The following is a 15227-nucleotide window of genomic DNA, read 5'->3' as shown; positions in this document are numbered from 1 at the left end:
CGGACGCGCCGCGTCGGTGGACGCGCCGCGTCGACGGACGTCACTCCACGTCGACGCCGCGCTCGACGGCGGTCTGCATGGCGTCGCTGTTGTACGCGCTCCCGGCCTCGCCGTCCCGGTCGAGGACGATGACGCCGGCCGACGAGCCGGTAAGCTCCGCGAACTCCTCGACCGCGCGGTCCGCGGCCGCCTGCGCTCCCATGCCGGATTCGAGGTGCCGGACCGCGCGCCGGGTGAGCGTCGTCTTCGCGATGTCCTCGCCCGCGCCGGTGGCGCTGGCGGCCCCCGCCGGCGCGGCGTAGAAGCCCGACCCGATCTGGGGGACGTCGCCGACCCGACCGGCGAGCGCCAGCCAGCGCCCGCCCGTGGAGGTGGCGGCCGCGAAGGCGTCGCCGTCGAACGCCACCGCGCCGACGGTGTCGTGGTCGCCGGGGTCGACGGTGTGGTCCTCGTCGACGTCGTCCGGGGCACCGCCGAACCGGTCGTCGAGCCAGTCGAGGTGGTCGCTCGGGGTGCCGTCGGGGGCGTCGAGGTCGGCCCAGCGCTCGCGCTGGTCGTCCGTCCAGAGGTCGACGTCCGTCTCGACGCCGAAGTCGCCCGCGAGGTCGACCGCGTGGCGACCGGAGACGAGGACGTGCGGGGTCTCCTCCAGCACCACGCGCGCTGCGCTGACGGCGTGCTCGACGCCCGGCATCGAGCAGACCGCGCCCGCCGCGCGGTCGCTGGTCATCAGGCCGGCGTCCGTCCGGACGACGCCGTCGCTCTGGACCGCGCCGCCGACGCCGGCGTTGAACCGGGGCGACGATTCGAGGACGTGCACCGCCGCCTCGACCGCGTCGACCACCGACTGCTCGCCGGCCCCGGTCGCCGCCGCCTCGTCGAGCACTGCCTGTCGTGGTGCCGGTTCGTCCGGGTCGCTGCCCGCGCCGCCGTGTACGATGACGTTCATGCGGAGTCGTGTCCACCGCGACGCCTTAACTTCCCGTCAACCGGAATCTGCTCCTGTCCTCACCGGTCGTCGTACACGACCTCGCCGCCGACCAGGGTCATCGCCACGTCGATGTCGACGACGTCCTCCGCGTGCTCCCAGGGCGAGCGCTCCAGCACGACGAGGTCGGCAAGCTTGCCCGGTTCGACGGTGCCCATGCGGTCCTCGTCGAAGCCGGCGTACGCCCCGCCGAGGGTGTACGCCCGCAGCGCCTCGGTGACGGTGAGCCGCTGGCCCTCGGCGGGCGCGTTCACCGCGTGATGGACGCCGAGCAGCGGGGAAAGCGGCATGCAGTCGCTGCCGAAGGCGAGGCGCGCGCCGGCGTCGAGCAGGTCCCGGTAACGGTTCGTCCGGTGACGGCGCTCGGTGCCGATGCGGTCCTCGTAGAGGCCGTCCGGCCCCGCCCACTTCAGGAAGTTCGGCTGGACGGAGGCGACGGCACCGGACTCTCCGAACCGCTCGATATGCTCGTCGGTGAGCATCTCGGCGTGCTCGACGCGGTGGCGGGCTTCGTCGGGGTCGTCGGTGCGCTCGAACGCGTCCAGCACCGCGGTGATGGCCTCGTCGCCGATGGCGTGGGCGACCGCCTGGAGGCCGGCGTCGTCCGCTCTCGCGACGATTTCGTCGAGTTCCTCGGGCGGGACGACCCACTGGCCAGTTCCCTCGCCGTCCTCGTACGGCGTCGAGACCTTCGCCGTCCGACCGCCGATGCTCCCGTCGGTGAGCGTCTTCACGCCGCCGGTGCGGACGAACTCGCTGCCGTGGTTCGTCCGCAGGCCGAGTTCGTCGAGGGCGTCGAGGTGGTCGCTCCAGTAGTTCAGCCGCACCCGCAGCGCGAGGTCGCCGTCGAGGTCGAGCCGGCGGTACACCTCCGGCGCGCGGGAGCGCCGTACCATGTCGTGGACGGCCGTCACGCCCTCGCGGTGGGCGTGGCGCTGGGCGGCCAGCAGGAGTTCGCGCGTCTCCCCGGCGTCCGGCTCGATGGCCTCGTAGACGGCGTCGACGGCGTCCTCGACGATGACGCCGGTCGGTTCGCCCGTTTCGGCGTCGTCGGACGTCGACGCGACGCGGACGTCCTCGTCCGGCATCTCGTCGCGCAGGCGCTCCAGCGCGACGCCGTTGACCGCGCCGACGTGCATGTCCTCGCGGAAGGCGGCGACGGGCCGCGTCTCGCTCACGGCGTCGAGGTCCGCGCGCGTGAGGTACCGGCTCTCGTCCCACGTGCTCTCGTCGAAGCCGTAGCCCAGTATCCACTCGCGGTCGTCGTGGGCGTTCTCGGCCAGCAGGTCGACGCAGTCGGCCGGGGAGTCGGCCGCCGAGAGGTCGGCGTGGACGAGGTAGCTCCCGAGCGTCTGGACGTGGGTGTGGGCGTCGACGAACCCGGGGAGCAAGACGCGCCCGCCGAGGTCGACGACCTCCGTCTCCGCGCCCTCCAGGAACCCCACCTCGTACTCGTCGTCGACGCGGACGATCTCGCCGTCCCGGACCGCGACCGCCTCGGCCGTCTCGTCCGGCTCCGCGAGCGTGTGGACCGTCGCGTTCGTCAGAATCAGGTCCGCAGGTTGCGTCATGGTTCCGCAGTGTCGGGCGACCGCGTTAACTGTTCGGGGTCCGGAAGCAGATGGGCTGCCGGGAAACGTCCGCCGGGCGGAGAGTTGTCGCCACCTCGAACCCACCGGCGGTCGCTCCGTATCTGGACGAGACAGAATCGTGTCAGCTCACCTACGGCAACGCAGTTCAGCGAGCGCTTTAGTGGCTCTCGCCGCAAATCCGGAGTATGAGCCGCACGCAGACCGACACCCGTTTCCCGCCGCAGCGAGCACCATGACGGAACGCTCCCTCCGCGTCGGCGTCGTCACCGGCGAGGACGCCCCGGACCTGACCGAGAACGGCCGGTCGGTGCTTTCGGCGCTGCGCGACCGCGGCCTGGCAGCGGAGCCGGTCGTCTGGACCGACGACGCCGTCGACTGGACGACGTTCGACGTCGCGCTCGTCCGGTCGTGCTGGGGCTATCACGCCCGCATCGACGCCTTCCGCGACTGGCTGGACGCCGTCGAGGACGCCGGGACGACGCTGCTCAACCCCGGCGACGTCGTCCGGTGGAACGTCCACAAGTTCTACCTCCGCGACCTCGAGGCGACGGGCGTGCCCGTCGTCCCGACGACGTGGGTCGAGCAGGGCAGCGACGCCGACCTGGCGGAACTGCTGCGGGACGAGGGGTGGCGGGAGGCCGTCGTGAAGCCCGCGGTCGGGACCAGTTCGGTCGGAACGTGGCGGACGTCGCTCGCCGACGCGGCCGACGACCAGGGGCGGTTCGCGGCGGCCGTCGCCGACGGCGACCTCCTCGTCCAGGCGTTCGCGCCGGAGGTGTTCGACGGCGAGCGTTCGCTCGTCTTCTTCGGCGGGGAGTACAGCCACGCCGTCCGGTGTGTCCCGGCCGAGGGGGAGTTCCGGAGCCACCCAGACTACGGCGGGACGGTGGAACCACACGACCCGCCGCAGGCCCTCGTCGACGACGCGGCCGCCGTGCTGCGGGCCGCGAGGTCGGTCCTGGGCGTCGACCCGGTCGACCTCCCCTACGCACGGGTGGACGGCATCGTGCGCGGCGGCGAGTTCCGGCTCATGGAGCTCGAACTCGTCGAGCCGTACCTCAACCTCGACGTGCCCGAGCGCGGCCCGGCCGCGCTAGCCGACGCCGTCGTCGATGCGCTCGGCGTCGGCGCGGTGACGGCGACCGACTCCTCGGCGGGGAGCCCATGAGCGACGACTGGAGCGCACCCGCGACCGAGGTCCTGCGGCGCGTCGGCGAGCGCGTGGACGCCGCGAAGACGGACGCCGTGGGGACGGACGTCCTCGCGACGGTCGTCGACGTGGCGGACAGCGCGTACCGCCGCCCGGGCGCGAAGGTGCTGTTCACCGCCGACGGCCGGAGCATCGGCAGCGTCGCGGCCGGCGGGTTCGAGACCGAACTGCGCCCGGCCGCCGACGCCGTCCGCGAATCCGGGCGACCGGCCCTGCGCACGTACGACCTGAGCGGCGACGCGTCGGGCGACGCGCCGGAGTCGGGCGCGAGCACCAGCGGCGTCGTCGACGTCCTCCTCGAACCGCTGACCGCGAGCCACCGCCCGATGGCCGAGGCGTTCGCGGCGGGGGAGGCGGTCGTCGCCGTCACCGTGCTATCGACCGGCGGCGACGCGCTCGCCCGCGGCGACCGGGCGTACTACCACCCGACGAACGACCGGTTCGAGGCGGCGGACGGCGACGAGGCCGACTGGCCCGTCGACGACGTGGCCGACGTCGCTGGTGACCTCGCCGGGCGCGACGTGGGCGACGTCGTCTGCCTCGACCGCGACGGCGACCGCCTCGAACTGTTCGTCGAGCGCGTCGCGGCGCCCGCCGACTGCGTCGTCTTCGGGACGGGTCACGACGTCGCCCCGGTCGTCGAACTGGCGGCGCTGAGCGACCTCCGGGTGACCGTGGTCTCCTTCCGCGAGGCCGTCGACGTCGCGGAGCGTCTCCCGGCCGCCGACCGGACGGTCACGACGTCGCCGGCGGACGTCCGCGACGCGCTCGACCTCGACGACCGGACGTACGCGGTGCTCATGAGTCACGACTTCGAGGCCGACCGCGTCGCGGTCGAGGAACTGCTGGCGTCGCCGGTCCCCTACGTCGGCGTCATGGGACCGGCGAAGCGCGCCGAGGAGATGCTCGCGGCGTTCGGCGCCGACGTCGAGGGGGAACTCGACCGCCTGTACGCGCCCGTCGGCCTCGACCTCGGCGGCGGGTCGCCCCACCGCACCGCGCTCGGCGTCGTCGCGGAGGTGCTGGCCGTCCACGCGGGCCGCGACCCCGGCCACCTGCGGGACGCCGGCGGACCGATACACGACCGCGTCGACCTGGACCGCTGATGAGGGAGTCCGACCACAGCTGCGTTCAGGTTCCGGAAGCACGCTCGCGGGGACGCCTGTAAACCGTTAAGTGCCACGCGCCGAGACCTCCACGGTGGTATGAGCGACCTCCCCGACGATTTCAAGTGCACGATAACCAACTGGGAGTACATCTACGGTCTCTGCCGCGACGTGAGCGACCAGGTGAAGACGTCGGAGTTCGAGCCCGACGTCGTCGTCGCGCTCGCTCGCGGCGGCTGGTTCGCGGGGCGGTGCATCTGTGACTTCCTCGGGCTGAACGACCTGACGAGCCTCAAGATGGAACACTACGTCGGGACGGCTGCCAAGAGCGGCGAACCCGAGGTGCGCTACCCGATGCCGGAGGGGAGTGTCGAGGACAAGGACGTGCTCATCATCGACGACATCGCCGACACCGGCGGGTCCATCGAGCACGCCTACGAGTACGTCACGGACCGCGACGCCAACGAGGTCCGGACCGCGACCCTGCAGTTGCTCCAGACCAGCGAGTTCGAACCCGACTACGTCGGCGAGCGCCTGGAGGAGTGGGCCTGGATCGTCTACCCGTGGAACTTCATCGAGGACATGATCGACATCGTCAGCGGCGTCATGGACCAGGCCGACGCGGAGGTGTTCTCCGAGGCGGACCTGCGCCACTACCTCAACGAGTTCCACGACGTCGAGCGCATCCAGATGGAGATCGCCCAGCCGGACCGCCTCGACGAGGTGCTGGAGGAGATGGTGCGCCGGGACGTCGTCACCGAGGCCGACGGCGGCTGGCGGCTGCTGGAGAACGCCACCGGCGTGCAGGCGTAGCGACACAGCGACGCGAGCATGGACACCATCGACGCACTCGCCTCGGCGTACGCGCTCAAGGACGAGGAACGAACGGGGTGGCAACTGCGGGGCGTCGCCGACCCGGAGTCGGTGGCCGCCCACACCTGGGGCGTCGCGCTGCTCTGTCTCCAGTACGCCGACGCGGCGGGCGTCGACGTCGACCGCGCGCTGCGCCTGGCCGTCGTCCACGACCTCGCGGAAGCGGAGACCGGCGACGTGGCGACGCGGGCGAACGACGACCGTCAGCGCGTCGACGCCGAAGCGAAGGAGCGGCGCGAGCGCGAGGCCATGGACGACCTCGCCGCGCCGCTCGACGACGCCGTCCGGTCGCTGTGGGAGGAGTACGAGGCCCGCGAGACCGCCGCGGCGCGGTTCGTCAAGGACATGGACCTCGTCGACATGTGCCTGCAGGCGCTCGTCTACGAACGCGAGGACCGGTACGCGGGCGACGACGGCGAGGCGTTCGAGGAGTACGACGACCTCGACGAGTTCTTCGCCACCGCGGAACCGCGACTGCGGACCGGGGTGGGCGAGACGCTGTTCGCGGAGATACGGCGTCGGTACGAGGACGCGAAGTGACGGGTCGGGGTGAGGCGCAGTCTCCGCAGTCGGACGACCTACGTACCCGAACGTAACCGGTCTCCGAAGAACCCGACGAGCCGGCTCACGTAGCCAGTCCCCCAGACCGCGACGATTGCTGCGCCAACTGCGTTGAATACGAAGTCAGTGACGATGTCGTCGATTCCGTAGACCGTCACGAGCCCGCCGAGGACGTACTCCAGTACCTCCCAGAGGACGCCCGCCGCGAGGACGAACACGACGACGAAGACCGCTCGAAACTCCGACGGGACGTCGATGTCGTCGGAATGAAGCTCCAGTGCCCGGAAGGCGGCGTAGCCCACGCCGGCGATGAGCGTCGCCGAGACGGCGTGGGTTATCTCGTCGTACCACTGGTACTGCGCGTAGAGGCGCAGCGATCCCGCGACGTGGAGGACCATGGCGACGGTGATCCAGAGGACGAGACCGGGGTCCATCGCGTAGCCGTACTCCCGCCGCAGCAGCGCTGGCAACAGCGTCACGCCGAGCGCCAGGCCCACGGAGGCGACCACCTCGACCTGCACCGTCACCACCCCGAAGAACAGCAGACCGACCAGCACGAGTTGCAGCGCTCGGACGATGTGTCGTTCCCTGGAGTCCGACAGTCCGAGCGAGTCGCCGACCGTCATCGTGACTCCACGCCGTCGGACGACCGCTCTACGGCTCCTGCAGACTCGACCCGTTCGAAGTACCAGAAGAACAGCGCCCCCAGCGCGAAGCCGACGACGGTGACGATGACGATGTCCTCCTGGAGTTCGGTCTGGGTGGTCAGGAAGTCGGTCCCGAGCCACCGGTCGGAGTAGAACTGGGCGACGATCCACAGCGCCTCGACAGCCATGGTCGTCAGGACGCCGAAGGCGACGGCGAACCGACGGCCGAGTTCGACGGACGTGAACACGTCGAGTTCGACGACCACGAGGAGCGCGAGGGTCGCGACCCCGAGATACCCGGCGGTTTCCGTGGAGAGTTCGGTCGCCCTCGCGATCACGGCCACCGCAGCGCTGAACGGGAGCGGCCACGGGACCATCGCCAGCCAGTCGCGGGTCGTCAGGGCCGGCAGCGACGCAACGGCGGCGAGAAGAAGCGAGAACCCACCCCAGAGGAGATCGCCTGTCAGAATGCTCTCGACAGCCCATAGCGTTACCATCGCTACCGACACCCATCCGACGACAGCGTTGAGACGTTCGCTGGTCACGAGTGCGTCGAGCGCCACTAGCGGCCATTCGGTACAGCGACCGTAAAACCTGTAGCCGGTCGTGCCCCTCGCGTCTTCCCGTCCGCCTGCCCGTCCTGGAAGCCCCACTCGTCGCCCCGGAACAGTGGCGTACGTCCGGCGGGACCGGACCAGCGTTCGCAGGGAGCGGTCGACGTCCAGCCGCCCAGGAGGAGAACGGCGACGAGTACCGGCCCGCTCTTTTTCCGACTGGAGACGCTAGCGCGAGCCGATGACACACGGCTGGTTCCTCGATGGGGTGACCCGGGAAACGGCGACGCAGGGAGGGAGACGCCGTCGAAGCGGTCCCGAGAGCGACGCCTGAAAGGAAGACCACCAGAGCAACGCATGAAAGAAGAAACGATCCTCGTCATCGTCATGGGGCTGTTCCTGCTCGTACTGTTCCTCGTCGCGATCGCGAGCGACGCGGTCGCTATAGCGACGCTCCCGATGGTGAGCGCGGGGACATCGTCTCCGATGCCACAGACACAGAACCAGGGCTTCTTAGGAGCCTGACGGTGCGTGAGTAAACATGGTAGCAATGAACTCGCTAGAAGTAGGGATCCGTCTCGTCGCCGGCGTCCTGTTGATCCTCGCCAACGGGTTCTTCGTCGCCATCGAGTTCGCACTGACGCGTGCGCGGCAGTTCAGCGAGGAGGAGTTCGTCGGCGAGGGTCACAGCGCCCTGGAGCGGGCCTGGGAGATGACGAACAACCTGGAGATCTATCTCACCACCTGCCAGGTCGGCATCACGGCGTCGAGCATCGCGGTCGGTATCGTCGCCGAACCCGCGCTCGCGGCGATCTTCGAACCGCTGTTCGCGGACACCGCGCTGGCAGCGGTGGGTTCGGGCGCGATCGTCGCCTTCCTCATCATCAACCTCGTCCACCTGACCCACGGCGAACAGACGCCGACCTACCTCGGCGTCGAACGGTCCCGGATGGTCTGCAAGTACGGCGCGACGCCGCTGTACTGGTTCAACTGGTTGATATCGCCGCTCATCACGTTCGGTGACTGGATCGCGAAGGCGACGCTCAAACTGTTCGGCGTCGAGATGACCGGTGCGTGGCTCGAAACCGAGGAGGACGTCATCGAATCGCGGGCCGACCTGCGGAACCGCCTCGGCTCGGTCCTCGACGAGGGCGACCTGTCCGACGAACGGCGCGACGAGGTGATGAACGCCCTCCAGATCGGTGAGCGGCCGGTCCGGGACGTGATGGTCCCGGCCGAGGACGTCGTCGCCCTCTCCACCGAGGACGACGCCGACGAGAACTTCCGGCGGATGGCGGAGAACCCACACACGCGGTACCCGTTGATCGGCGGGGACATGACCGACTTCCGCGGGATAGTCTATCTCCCGATCATCACCCAGCACCGCGACAAGGTGGCTGACGGCGACATCGATTTCACCGAACTGGCAGCACCGCCGATGACGGTGTCGCCGGACGTCGACGTGAGCGACGCCATCGACCGGTTCCAGGCGGAGAATCAGGAACTCGCGCTCGTCATCGAGGACGGCGAGGTGGTCGGGATGGTGACCGTGACCGACCTGCTCGAGTCGGTGACGGGCGACATCGAAGACCCGCTCGACACCAGGTCCGTCGTCACGTCCGAGGAGGGATGACGACAGCGGCGAACCGGCCACGCACTTTACCCGGGTCGGAACCGAACGCCCGACGTGTTCACCGAGATACTGGTTCCGACCGACGGAAGCGACGCGAGCCTGGCCGCGGTGGACCAGGGCGTCGCGGTCGCACGTCGGTTCGAGGCGACCGTCCACTTCCTGCACGTCGTCGACGTGGGCGCGGAGATGTCTGCGTCTGCGGTCGGCGACATCGCCGACGACCTCACGACGACTCTCGAAGACGTGGCAGCAGACGCACTCGACACGGCGGAGTCGCGGGCCGAAGATGCTGGCGTTCCCTGCGAACGAACGGTGCTGGAGGGGATACCGCACGAAGCGATCGTCGAGTACAGCACCGACCGGGACGTCGACCTCGTCGTCCTGGGCGAGAGCGGTCGTTCGGGACTCAAGGAACACCTGCTCGGGAGCACGACGGATCGCGTCGCTCGGTCGGCCGATACGTCCGTGCTGATCGCCCGTTCCTAGCGCGTAGGAGTCCGACGGTGTGCCAGACGGACACGGAAGACGGTCGAGGAGTTGCCGGCATGGACGAAGTCGAGAGCGGCCCAGCATCAACGGACGGCCCAGGATCGCCGTACGCGCACGGCCTGGAATCACTGGTGGAAGTTCGCCGGTCGAGGGCCCGACCGTTTCCGACGGTCGCCGCCGCCCGAAGTAAACCGTTTTGTAGCTCCCGGGGCGACTCGGAGGCATGATAGGCTTCATCGGCGGCAGCGGCATCTACGACGCGCTGCCACTGGAGGACACCCGCGAAGAGAACGTGACGACGCCGTTCGGCGAGCCGAGCGCCCCCGTGACCGTCGGCGAGATGGCCGGCGAGGAGGTCGCGTTCCTGCCCCGCCACGGACCGGCGCACCAGCACACGCCGACGAACGCGCCGTACAAGGCGAACGTCTACGCGCTCAAGGAGATGGGCGTCGACCGCGTGCTGTCGAGCAACGCCGTCGGGAGCCTCCGCGAGGACCTGCCGCCGCAGACGCTCGTGGTGCCCGACCAGACGTTCGACCGGACGAAGCACCGCGACTCGTCGTTCTTCGGCGACGGCATCGTCGTCCACATGCCGTTCGCGGAGCCGTACTGTCCCCACATGGTCGACCACCTCGCCGAATCGTGCGAGACGGCGACGGACGCGACCCACGAGAAGGGTGGCACCTACGTCTGCATCGAGGGGCCGCAGTACTCGACCCGGGCCGAGAGCGAGTTCTACCGCGAGCAGGGCTGGGACGTCATCGGCATGACGACCATCCCGGAGGCCAAACTCGCCCGGGAGGCCGAGATGTGCTACGCGACGGTCGCCGGCGTCACCGACTACGACGTCTGGAAGGAGGACAGCGAGGTGACCCTCCAGGAGGTCCTGGCGAACGCGGCGGAGAACGAGGACGCCATCAAGGAGGTCGTCGAGCACGCCATCCGGACGATGCCCGACGAGCGCGACTGCGACTGCGGGCAGACGCTCGCCGGCACCGTCAACACGCCAGTCGAGGAGATACCGGCGGAGACGCGCGAACGCGTCGACCTGCTCGTCGGCGAGTACCTCGACGACTGAGCTATCGGAACTCGTGGTAGTAGCGGTACACCGGTTCCGTGTCGCCGGCGAGCAGGTCCGCGACGCGGTTCTCTATGCGCTCGAATCCCTGTTCCTCGAAGAAGGACTGCTCGTGGAGCGCGTCGGCGAACACCAGCACCTCCAGCTGGCTGTACCCCCGGTCGCCGAGCACGCGCTCGACGTGGTCGAGCAGCGCGGTCCGGACGCCCTCGTCCCAGTTGTCAGGGTGGACGTGGAGAGCCCGCAGTTCCGCGTCGCCGACGCGCTTCACGGGGTCGACGGGGTCGGCGTAGGCGAACCCGACGACGCTGCCGTCCTCGACCGCGACGACGAACTCGTCCTCGTCGTCCGCGAGGACCCGCTCCAGTCGGTCGAGAGAGTAGCGTTCGCGCATCGCCGCCTCGTGTTCCCGCTCCGGGAGGAAGTCGTACGCCGTCTCCCACGCCTCGCGTGCGACCTCTCTGACGCCGGGCATGTCGTCCGCGGTCGCCTGTCGCGTCTGCATGCCCGACACGTACCGCACGAGCGGCCAAGACGGTACCGGTCGGAGCGACGACCGCGACGCGGTCGACGAACGGGTCCCGCGACGGCGCGAACGGCATCCCGCGGACGGTCCTCGCGACGGCGCCGAACCGGCAACTGTTAGGGGGGACGGTCCGCAACCCTCCGAGTATGAGCGACGCAGACGACCTCGCCGAGCAGGTACGAACCGGGGACCTGCGCCTGCACGAACTCGAAGACCACGCCGACCACGACACCGCCGCCGCGGCGCGGCGGCGACTGCTCGAATCGGCCACCGACGCCGACCTCGACGCCGTCGGCGACTACGGCTTCGACGCTGCGGTGGCGGACCCCAACATCGAGAACATGGTCGGGACGGCGGAGGTGCCCCTCGGCGTCGCCGGGCCGCTCGCGGTCGACGGCGGCGCGGCCGACGGCGAGTACTACCTCCCGCTGGCCACGACGGAAGGCGCGCTGGTCGCCAGCGTCAACCGCGGCTGTTCGGTCATCAGCGCGTCCGGCGGCGCGGACGCCCGCGTCACCGCCTCGGGGATGACCCGCGCTCCCGTGTTCAGCGTGACCGGCATCGCAGAGGCGGAGGAAGTCGTCGAGTGGGTCGCCGACAACCGAGACCGCCTCGCCGAGGCCGCCGAGTCGACGACGAACCACGGCGAACTGCTCGACGTCGACCCCTACGTCGTCGGCGACTCCGTCTTCCTGCGGTTCGTCTACGACACCAAGGACGCGATGGGGATGAACATGGCGACCATCGCGACGGGCGAGGCCGCGTCGCTGGTCGAGGCGGAGACGCCGGCCGACCTCGTCGCGCTCTCGGGCAACCTCTGTACGGACAAGAAGCCCGCCGCCATCAACGCCGTCGAGGGGCGCGGGCGAAGCGTCACCGCCGACGTCCTCGTCCCGCGCGAGACGGTCGAGGAGCGTCTGCACACCACGCCGGAGGCCATCGCGGAGGCGAACACGCGCAAGAACCTCGTCGGCAGCGCGAAGGCCGGCAGCCTGGGGTTCAACGCACAGGCCGCGAACGTCGTCGCCGCCGCCTTCCTCGCCACCGGACAGGACGAGGCGCAGGTGGTCGAGGGTGCCAACGCCATCACGACCGTCGAGGCGCGCGAGGACGGCCTGTACGCGAGCGTCAGTCTCGCGAGCCTCGAAGTCGGCACCGTCGGCGGCGGGACGAAGCTGCCGACGCAGTCGGAGGCGCTCGACGTGCTCGGCCTCCGCGGCGGCGGCGACCCCGCCGGCAGCAACGCGGACGCGCTCGCCGAGGTCGTCGCCGTCGGCGCGCTCGCTGGCGAACTCTCCCTGCTCGCCGCACTGGCCTCGCGGCACCTCTCCAGCGCCCACGAGGACCTCGGCCGCTGACCGGACGACAGAGGTTTTCGCGAGCGCGTCGTGGCGCCACAGGATGAACGGTGCAGAGCTCGCGGTGCTGCTCGTCGTGCTGGGAGTCGTCGGTCTCTGGTTCGGCGCTCGCCTGTTCGTCGACGCGGCGGCGGCGTTCGCGCGCCGGGCGGGCCTGTCGGACCTGGTCGTGGGCCTGACCGTCGTCGCGATCGGGACCGGCCTGCCGGAGTTCGTGGTCAGCGTCGACGCCGTCCTGGCTGGGAGCGGGGCGGTCGCCGTCGGGAACGTCGTCGGGTCGAACGTCTACAACGTCGCCGTGGTACTCGGCGTGACCGCCGTGTTCGGGACCGTCTCGGTCCCGCGAGCAGTGCTGGGGCGTGACGCCGTCGCGCTGGTCGGGTCGTCGGTGCTGGCGTTCGCGGTTCTCCGGGACGGGCGACTCGCGCGACCGGAGGCCGCCGTCCTGCTCGCGCTGTTCGTCGGCTACCTGCTCGTGCTCGCCCGCGCTGACGACGACGAACTGCACGACGTCCCGCAGACGGGGGTGGCACGACCGGCGAAAACGGCGGTCGAACTCGGTGTCGGCCTCGGTCTCGTGGTCGCCAGCGGGCACGTCCTCGTAGACTCGGCCGTGACGCTGGCGCGTTCGGTCGGGGTCTCGGAGTGGGCCATCGGTTCGACGCTGGTCGCCGCCGGGACGTCGACCCCGGAACTGGCGGTCTCGCTGACGGCGCTCGCTCGCGGACGCACCGGCGTCTCGGTCGGCAACGTCGTCGGGAGCAGCGTGTTCAACGTGCTCGGCGTCCTCGGGGTCGCGGGACTCATCCAGCCGCTGTCGGTGGGCCGCACGGCCCTGGCGGACACCCTGTGGCTGGTCGTGCTGACCGTCCTCACCGTCGCGGTGCTCTGGACGGGGCGACGTCTCACCCGTGCCGAGGGTCTGCTGCTCGTCGCGTCCGAGGCCGGTCGCTGGGTGGTCGACCTGATCGGCTGACGACGGGCCGCCCGCCGACAAAATTCACAATATCTAGAGTGGGAATTTATTGCGGTTGGGGTGGAATGGATTCGTGGTGCGCGCGTGTGTGGAGCGACGGACCGACCGGGCGAGGCGACGGTCGGTCGCTGAACCGCTCTCTGCGGTTCCACGCTCGCGTCGCGCCGACCGTGGTGAGCCCTATGTCAACGCAGCGCTCCGACCGGAACGCGCCGATAACCGAATCCCGCGCCTACCGACGATTACAGTTCCTGAAGCTGGTGCTCACGGTCGTCACTCTGGTCGTCACGATCTGGAAGGCGGTAACGGGTTCGGTGCCGTAGCTCAGAGGAGCCGATAGTGCCCTCTGCTCTCGCTGACCTCGCCGCTCCGAACCATCTTTTCGAGCGCGCGTTCGGCGTACTCGGGGGCGACGCCACGCTCTTCGGCGTACGCGACGACCTCGTCCTCGGTCGGCCGGTCGAGCACGTCGAGCGCGTTGTGGACGGCGTCGCGTTTGCTCGTGCTACCGCGTCGCGACCGATCGGCGGCGGCTTCCACCTCGTCGGCGTCGATGCCCGACCGGTCGAGGAACTCCGCGTCGTCCATCCCTGCGTCTTCGGCCTGCGCCTCCATCTCGGAGAACGAGTCCAGTTCCGCGAACGCCTCGCCGTGCCCCTGCCGGTTGGCGAGCATCGACGCGCGGACCTCGCGTGCGTGGTCCTCGTCGTCGGTCCGGACGAACTGCTTGAGCTTCCCGAACTGGTGGCGCTTCCCGCACCGCGAGCACTGGGTCGTCTCCGGACGACCCTCGACGAGCCACAGGTTGGAGCACTCGCTGCACCCGACGACGCTGTACATGTCGGTACGTGGGACCCCCTCCGTTTTGAACCCTCGGACGGACGGCGGACGAGGGCGAGCACGGTAACCACGACGGCGACGAGCGGACGCATCGCCGGCGTTGGTCCCGGCCTCGTTCATAAACCCTCGGACGTGGTCGGCGTCGGCCACAGTGCTTTCGGACCTCCCACCGGTACCAGTGGTCGCAGCGACCGCTATCGGACAGTGCAGTTTCTCGAACGGAGAACCAGCGATGACAGACGACCAACGACCATCGAGACGGCAAGTGCTATCGAGCGTGGCCGGCGTCACGGGCGCGGTGGCGCTGGGAAGCGGCGCGGAGGCCGCGAATCAGGACGCGGCGGACGACGGAGAAGAGGAGGAGGAAGCTGGAGCGCGAGTGAACCGCCAGATCGTCGGCCCGGCGGTACAGCCGTTCGAAGGGAACTACGTCGGACAGTTCCTCATCGCGAGCTACCCGTCGGAGAGTGAGGTGTCCCCGGCGGTCGTCGACGACTGCGACTGGCCGAACTGGCAGGCCGACCAGACGCGACTCTACCAGGGGATGTACCTCGACCGGCTCAGCCGCCGGCCGCAGTACGTCAGGGTCGAGTTCTACATGAACGCGAACAGGCCGTCGGTGAAGGCCGGCGCTCCCTTCATCATCACCGAGACGGCGTCCTGCCCGGACGACTACCTCGGGATGGAGGTGCAGTCGGTGCCCGGCGACGTAACGCAGGGGGAACCGCCGGGACCGACGGTGCCTCCCAGCGAGTTGCGGTCGGACGACCGGTCGTCCGGCGGCTAGTGGCGGAGG

The 15227-nt window shown here is 70.0% G+C and carries 18 protein-coding genes; 12 read left to right on the top strand and 6 right to left on the bottom strand.

Going from position 1 to position 15227, the window contains the following annotated elements; genetic code table 11:
- Positions 1 to 40: 40 nt before the first annotated feature.
- Both NKT36_RS11555 and NKT36_RS11550 read right to left on the bottom strand, forming a co-directional pair.
- On the bottom strand, positions 41 to 949 hold the full coding sequence (locus NKT36_RS11555; protein ID WP_327051199.1) for an isoaspartyl peptidase/L-asparaginase: 909 nt from the start codon (positions 947 to 949) through the stop codon (positions 41 to 43).
- Positions 950 to 1008: 59 nt separating this feature from the next.
- Positions 1009 to 2559, bottom strand: a complete 1551-nt coding sequence (locus NKT36_RS11550) for an amidohydrolase (protein WP_327051198.1) — start codon at positions 2557 to 2559, stop codon at positions 1009 to 1011.
- A gap of 253 nt (positions 2560 to 2812) precedes the next feature.
- Here NKT36_RS11550 and NKT36_RS11545 point away from each other — a divergent pair, with 253 nt between their 5' ends.
- The 4 genes from NKT36_RS11545 (at position 2813) to NKT36_RS11530 (ending at position 6309) form a co-directional block, all read left to right on the top strand.
- A complete protein-coding gene (locus NKT36_RS11545; protein WP_327051197.1) occupies positions 2813 to 3748 on the top strand; it encodes an ATP-grasp domain-containing protein in 936 nt (311 codons plus the stop codon).
- Positions 3745 to 4896 carry an XdhC family protein gene (locus NKT36_RS11540; RefSeq protein ID WP_327051196.1) on the top strand — a complete coding sequence of 384 codons (1152 nt, stop codon included), beginning with the start codon at positions 3745 to 3747 and terminating at the stop codon, positions 4894 to 4896. The genes NKT36_RS11545 and NKT36_RS11540 overlap by 4 nt, the downstream gene beginning before the upstream one ends.
- A gap of 99 nt (positions 4897 to 4995) precedes the next feature.
- Positions 4996 to 5709 carry a phosphoribosyltransferase gene (locus tag NKT36_RS11535; protein ID WP_327051195.1) on the top strand — a complete coding sequence of 238 codons (714 nt, stop codon included), beginning with the start codon at positions 4996 to 4998 and terminating at the stop codon, positions 5707 to 5709.
- Between the two features lie 18 nt (positions 5710 to 5727).
- Entirely contained in the window at positions 5728 to 6309 is a 582-nt protein-coding gene (locus NKT36_RS11530; protein WP_327051194.1) for an HD domain-containing protein, read from the top strand.
- Positions 6310 to 6347: 38 nt separating this feature from the next.
- On the opposite strand, the gene NKT36_RS11525 is transcribed toward NKT36_RS11530, so the two are convergent.
- On the bottom strand, positions 6348 to 6956 hold the full coding sequence (locus NKT36_RS11525; protein ID WP_327051193.1) for a hypothetical protein: 609 nt from the start codon (positions 6954 to 6956) through the stop codon (positions 6348 to 6350).
- Positions 6953 to 7630 carry a hypothetical protein gene (locus NKT36_RS11520; RefSeq protein ID WP_327051192.1) on the bottom strand — a complete coding sequence of 226 codons (678 nt, stop codon included), beginning with the start codon at positions 7628 to 7630 and terminating at the stop codon, positions 6953 to 6955. The genes NKT36_RS11525 and NKT36_RS11520 overlap by 4 nt, the downstream gene beginning before the upstream one ends.
- A 258-nt stretch (positions 7631 to 7888) precedes the next feature.
- Between NKT36_RS11520 and NKT36_RS11515 the strand changes: the two genes are divergently transcribed.
- From NKT36_RS11515 to mtnP, 4 genes are all read left to right on the top strand, one after another.
- Positions 7889 to 8056, top strand: coding sequence for a hypothetical protein (locus NKT36_RS11515; protein WP_327051191.1), 168 nt, complete (start codon positions 7889 to 7891; stop codon positions 8054 to 8056).
- Between the two features lie 25 nt (positions 8057 to 8081).
- Positions 8082 to 9164, top strand: coding sequence for a hemolysin family protein (locus tag NKT36_RS11510; RefSeq protein ID WP_327053389.1), 1083 nt, complete (start codon positions 8082 to 8084; stop codon positions 9162 to 9164).
- Positions 9165 to 9218: 54 nt separating this feature from the next.
- Complete coding sequence (locus NKT36_RS11505; protein ID WP_327051190.1) at positions 9219 to 9650, top strand: universal stress protein; 432 nt, start codon at positions 9219 to 9221, stop codon at positions 9648 to 9650.
- 226 nt (positions 9651 to 9876) lie between these two features.
- Positions 9877 to 10731, top strand: coding sequence for an S-methyl-5'-thioadenosine phosphorylase (mtnP, locus tag NKT36_RS11500; protein ID WP_327051189.1), 855 nt, complete (start codon positions 9877 to 9879; stop codon positions 10729 to 10731).
- 1 nt (position 10732) lies between these two features.
- On the opposite strand, the gene NKT36_RS11495 is transcribed toward mtnP, so the two are convergent.
- Positions 10733 to 11236 carry a GNAT family N-acetyltransferase gene (locus NKT36_RS11495; protein ID WP_327051188.1) on the bottom strand — a complete coding sequence of 168 codons (504 nt, stop codon included), beginning with the start codon at positions 11234 to 11236 and terminating at the stop codon, positions 10733 to 10735.
- A gap of 167 nt (positions 11237 to 11403) precedes the next feature.
- On the opposite strand from NKT36_RS11495, the gene hmgA reads away from it, so the two are divergent.
- The 3 genes from hmgA to NKT36_RS11480 all read left to right on the top strand — a co-directional run bounded on the left by hmgA (position 11404) and on the right by NKT36_RS11480 (position 13914).
- Complete coding sequence (gene hmgA / locus NKT36_RS11490) at positions 11404 to 12615, top strand: hydroxymethylglutaryl-CoA reductase (NADPH) (RefSeq protein WP_327051187.1); 1212 nt, start codon at positions 11404 to 11406, stop codon at positions 12613 to 12615.
- Between the two features lie 43 nt (positions 12616 to 12658).
- Complete coding sequence (locus NKT36_RS11485) at positions 12659 to 13591, top strand: calcium/sodium antiporter (RefSeq protein ID WP_327051186.1); 933 nt, start codon at positions 12659 to 12661, stop codon at positions 13589 to 13591.
- A gap of 182 nt (positions 13592 to 13773) precedes the next feature.
- The gene (locus tag NKT36_RS11480) at positions 13774 to 13914 is read left to right on the top strand and encodes a hypothetical protein (RefSeq protein WP_327051185.1); all 141 of its coding nucleotides are present in this window, start codon (positions 13774 to 13776) and stop codon (positions 13912 to 13914) included.
- 1 nt (position 13915) lies between these two features.
- Here the strand turns inward: NKT36_RS11480 and NKT36_RS11475 are convergent, their stop codons facing one another.
- Positions 13916 to 14431, bottom strand: coding sequence for a DUF5817 domain-containing protein (locus NKT36_RS11475; RefSeq protein WP_327051184.1), 516 nt, complete (start codon positions 14429 to 14431; stop codon positions 13916 to 13918).
- A gap of 232 nt (positions 14432 to 14663) precedes the next feature.
- Here NKT36_RS11475 and NKT36_RS11470 point away from each other — a divergent pair, with 232 nt between their 5' ends.
- Positions 14664 to 15218: a hypothetical protein gene (locus NKT36_RS11470; RefSeq protein ID WP_327051183.1), complete on the top strand. Its 555-nt coding sequence runs from the start codon at positions 14664 to 14666 to the stop codon at positions 15216 to 15218.
- Positions 15219 to 15227 lie beyond the last annotated feature (9 nt).

It is taken from the genome of Halomicrococcus gelatinilyticus, assembly GCA_024227995.1.
Classification (GTDB): domain Archaea; phylum Halobacteriota; class Halobacteria; order Halobacteriales; family Haladaptataceae; genus Halomicrococcus; species Halomicrococcus gelatinilyticus.
This window is presented reverse-complemented; position numbering and strand designations above follow the sequence as displayed.

Excerpts from the sequence above, each read along its gene's own strand:
- NKT36_RS11545 (WP_327051197.1), top strand. The coding sequence starts at position 2,813 with ATGACGGAACGCTCCCTCCGCGTCGGCGTCGTCACCGGCGAGGACGCC.
- NKT36_RS11510 (WP_327053389.1), top strand. The coding sequence starts at position 8,082 with ATGAACTCGCTAGAAGTAGGGATCCGTCTCGTCGCCGGCGTCCTGTTG.
- mtnP (WP_327051189.1), top strand. The coding sequence starts at position 9,877 with ATGATAGGCTTCATCGGCGGCAGCGGCATCTACGACGCGCTGCCACTG.
- hmgA (WP_327051187.1), top strand. The coding sequence starts at position 11,404 with ATGAGCGACGCAGACGACCTCGCCGAGCAGGTACGAACCGGGGACCTG.
- NKT36_RS11485 (WP_327051186.1), top strand. The coding sequence starts at position 12,659 with ATGAACGGTGCAGAGCTCGCGGTGCTGCTCGTCGTGCTGGGAGTCGTC.
- NKT36_RS11515 (WP_327051191.1), top strand. The coding sequence starts at position 7,889 with ATGAAAGAAGAAACGATCCTCGTCATCGTCATGGGGCTGTTCCTGCTC.
- NKT36_RS11470 (WP_327051183.1), top strand. The coding sequence starts at position 14,664 with ATGACAGACGACCAACGACCATCGAGACGGCAAGTGCTATCGAGCGTG.
- NKT36_RS11535 (WP_327051195.1), top strand. The coding sequence starts at position 4,996 with ATGAGCGACCTCCCCGACGATTTCAAGTGCACGATAACCAACTGGGAG.
- NKT36_RS11555 (WP_327051199.1), bottom strand. The coding sequence starts at position 949 with ATGAACGTCATCGTACACGGCGGCGCGGGCAGCGACCCGGACGAACCG.
- NKT36_RS11480 (WP_327051185.1), top strand. The coding sequence starts at position 13,774 with ATGTCAACGCAGCGCTCCGACCGGAACGCGCCGATAACCGAATCCCGC.
- NKT36_RS11475 (WP_327051184.1), bottom strand. The coding sequence starts at position 14,431 with ATGTACAGCGTCGTCGGGTGCAGCGAGTGCTCCAACCTGTGGCTCGTC.
- NKT36_RS11495 (WP_327051188.1), bottom strand. The coding sequence starts at position 11,236 with ATGCAGACGCGACAGGCGACCGCGGACGACATGCCCGGCGTCAGAGAG.
- NKT36_RS11525 (WP_327051193.1), bottom strand. The coding sequence starts at position 6,956 with ATGACGGTCGGCGACTCGCTCGGACTGTCGGACTCCAGGGAACGACAC.
- NKT36_RS11550 (WP_327051198.1), bottom strand. The coding sequence starts at position 2,559 with ATGACGCAACCTGCGGACCTGATTCTGACGAACGCGACGGTCCACACG.
- NKT36_RS11530 (WP_327051194.1), top strand. The coding sequence starts at position 5,728 with ATGGACACCATCGACGCACTCGCCTCGGCGTACGCGCTCAAGGACGAG.
- NKT36_RS11540 (WP_327051196.1), top strand. The coding sequence starts at position 3,745 with ATGAGCGACGACTGGAGCGCACCCGCGACCGAGGTCCTGCGGCGCGTC.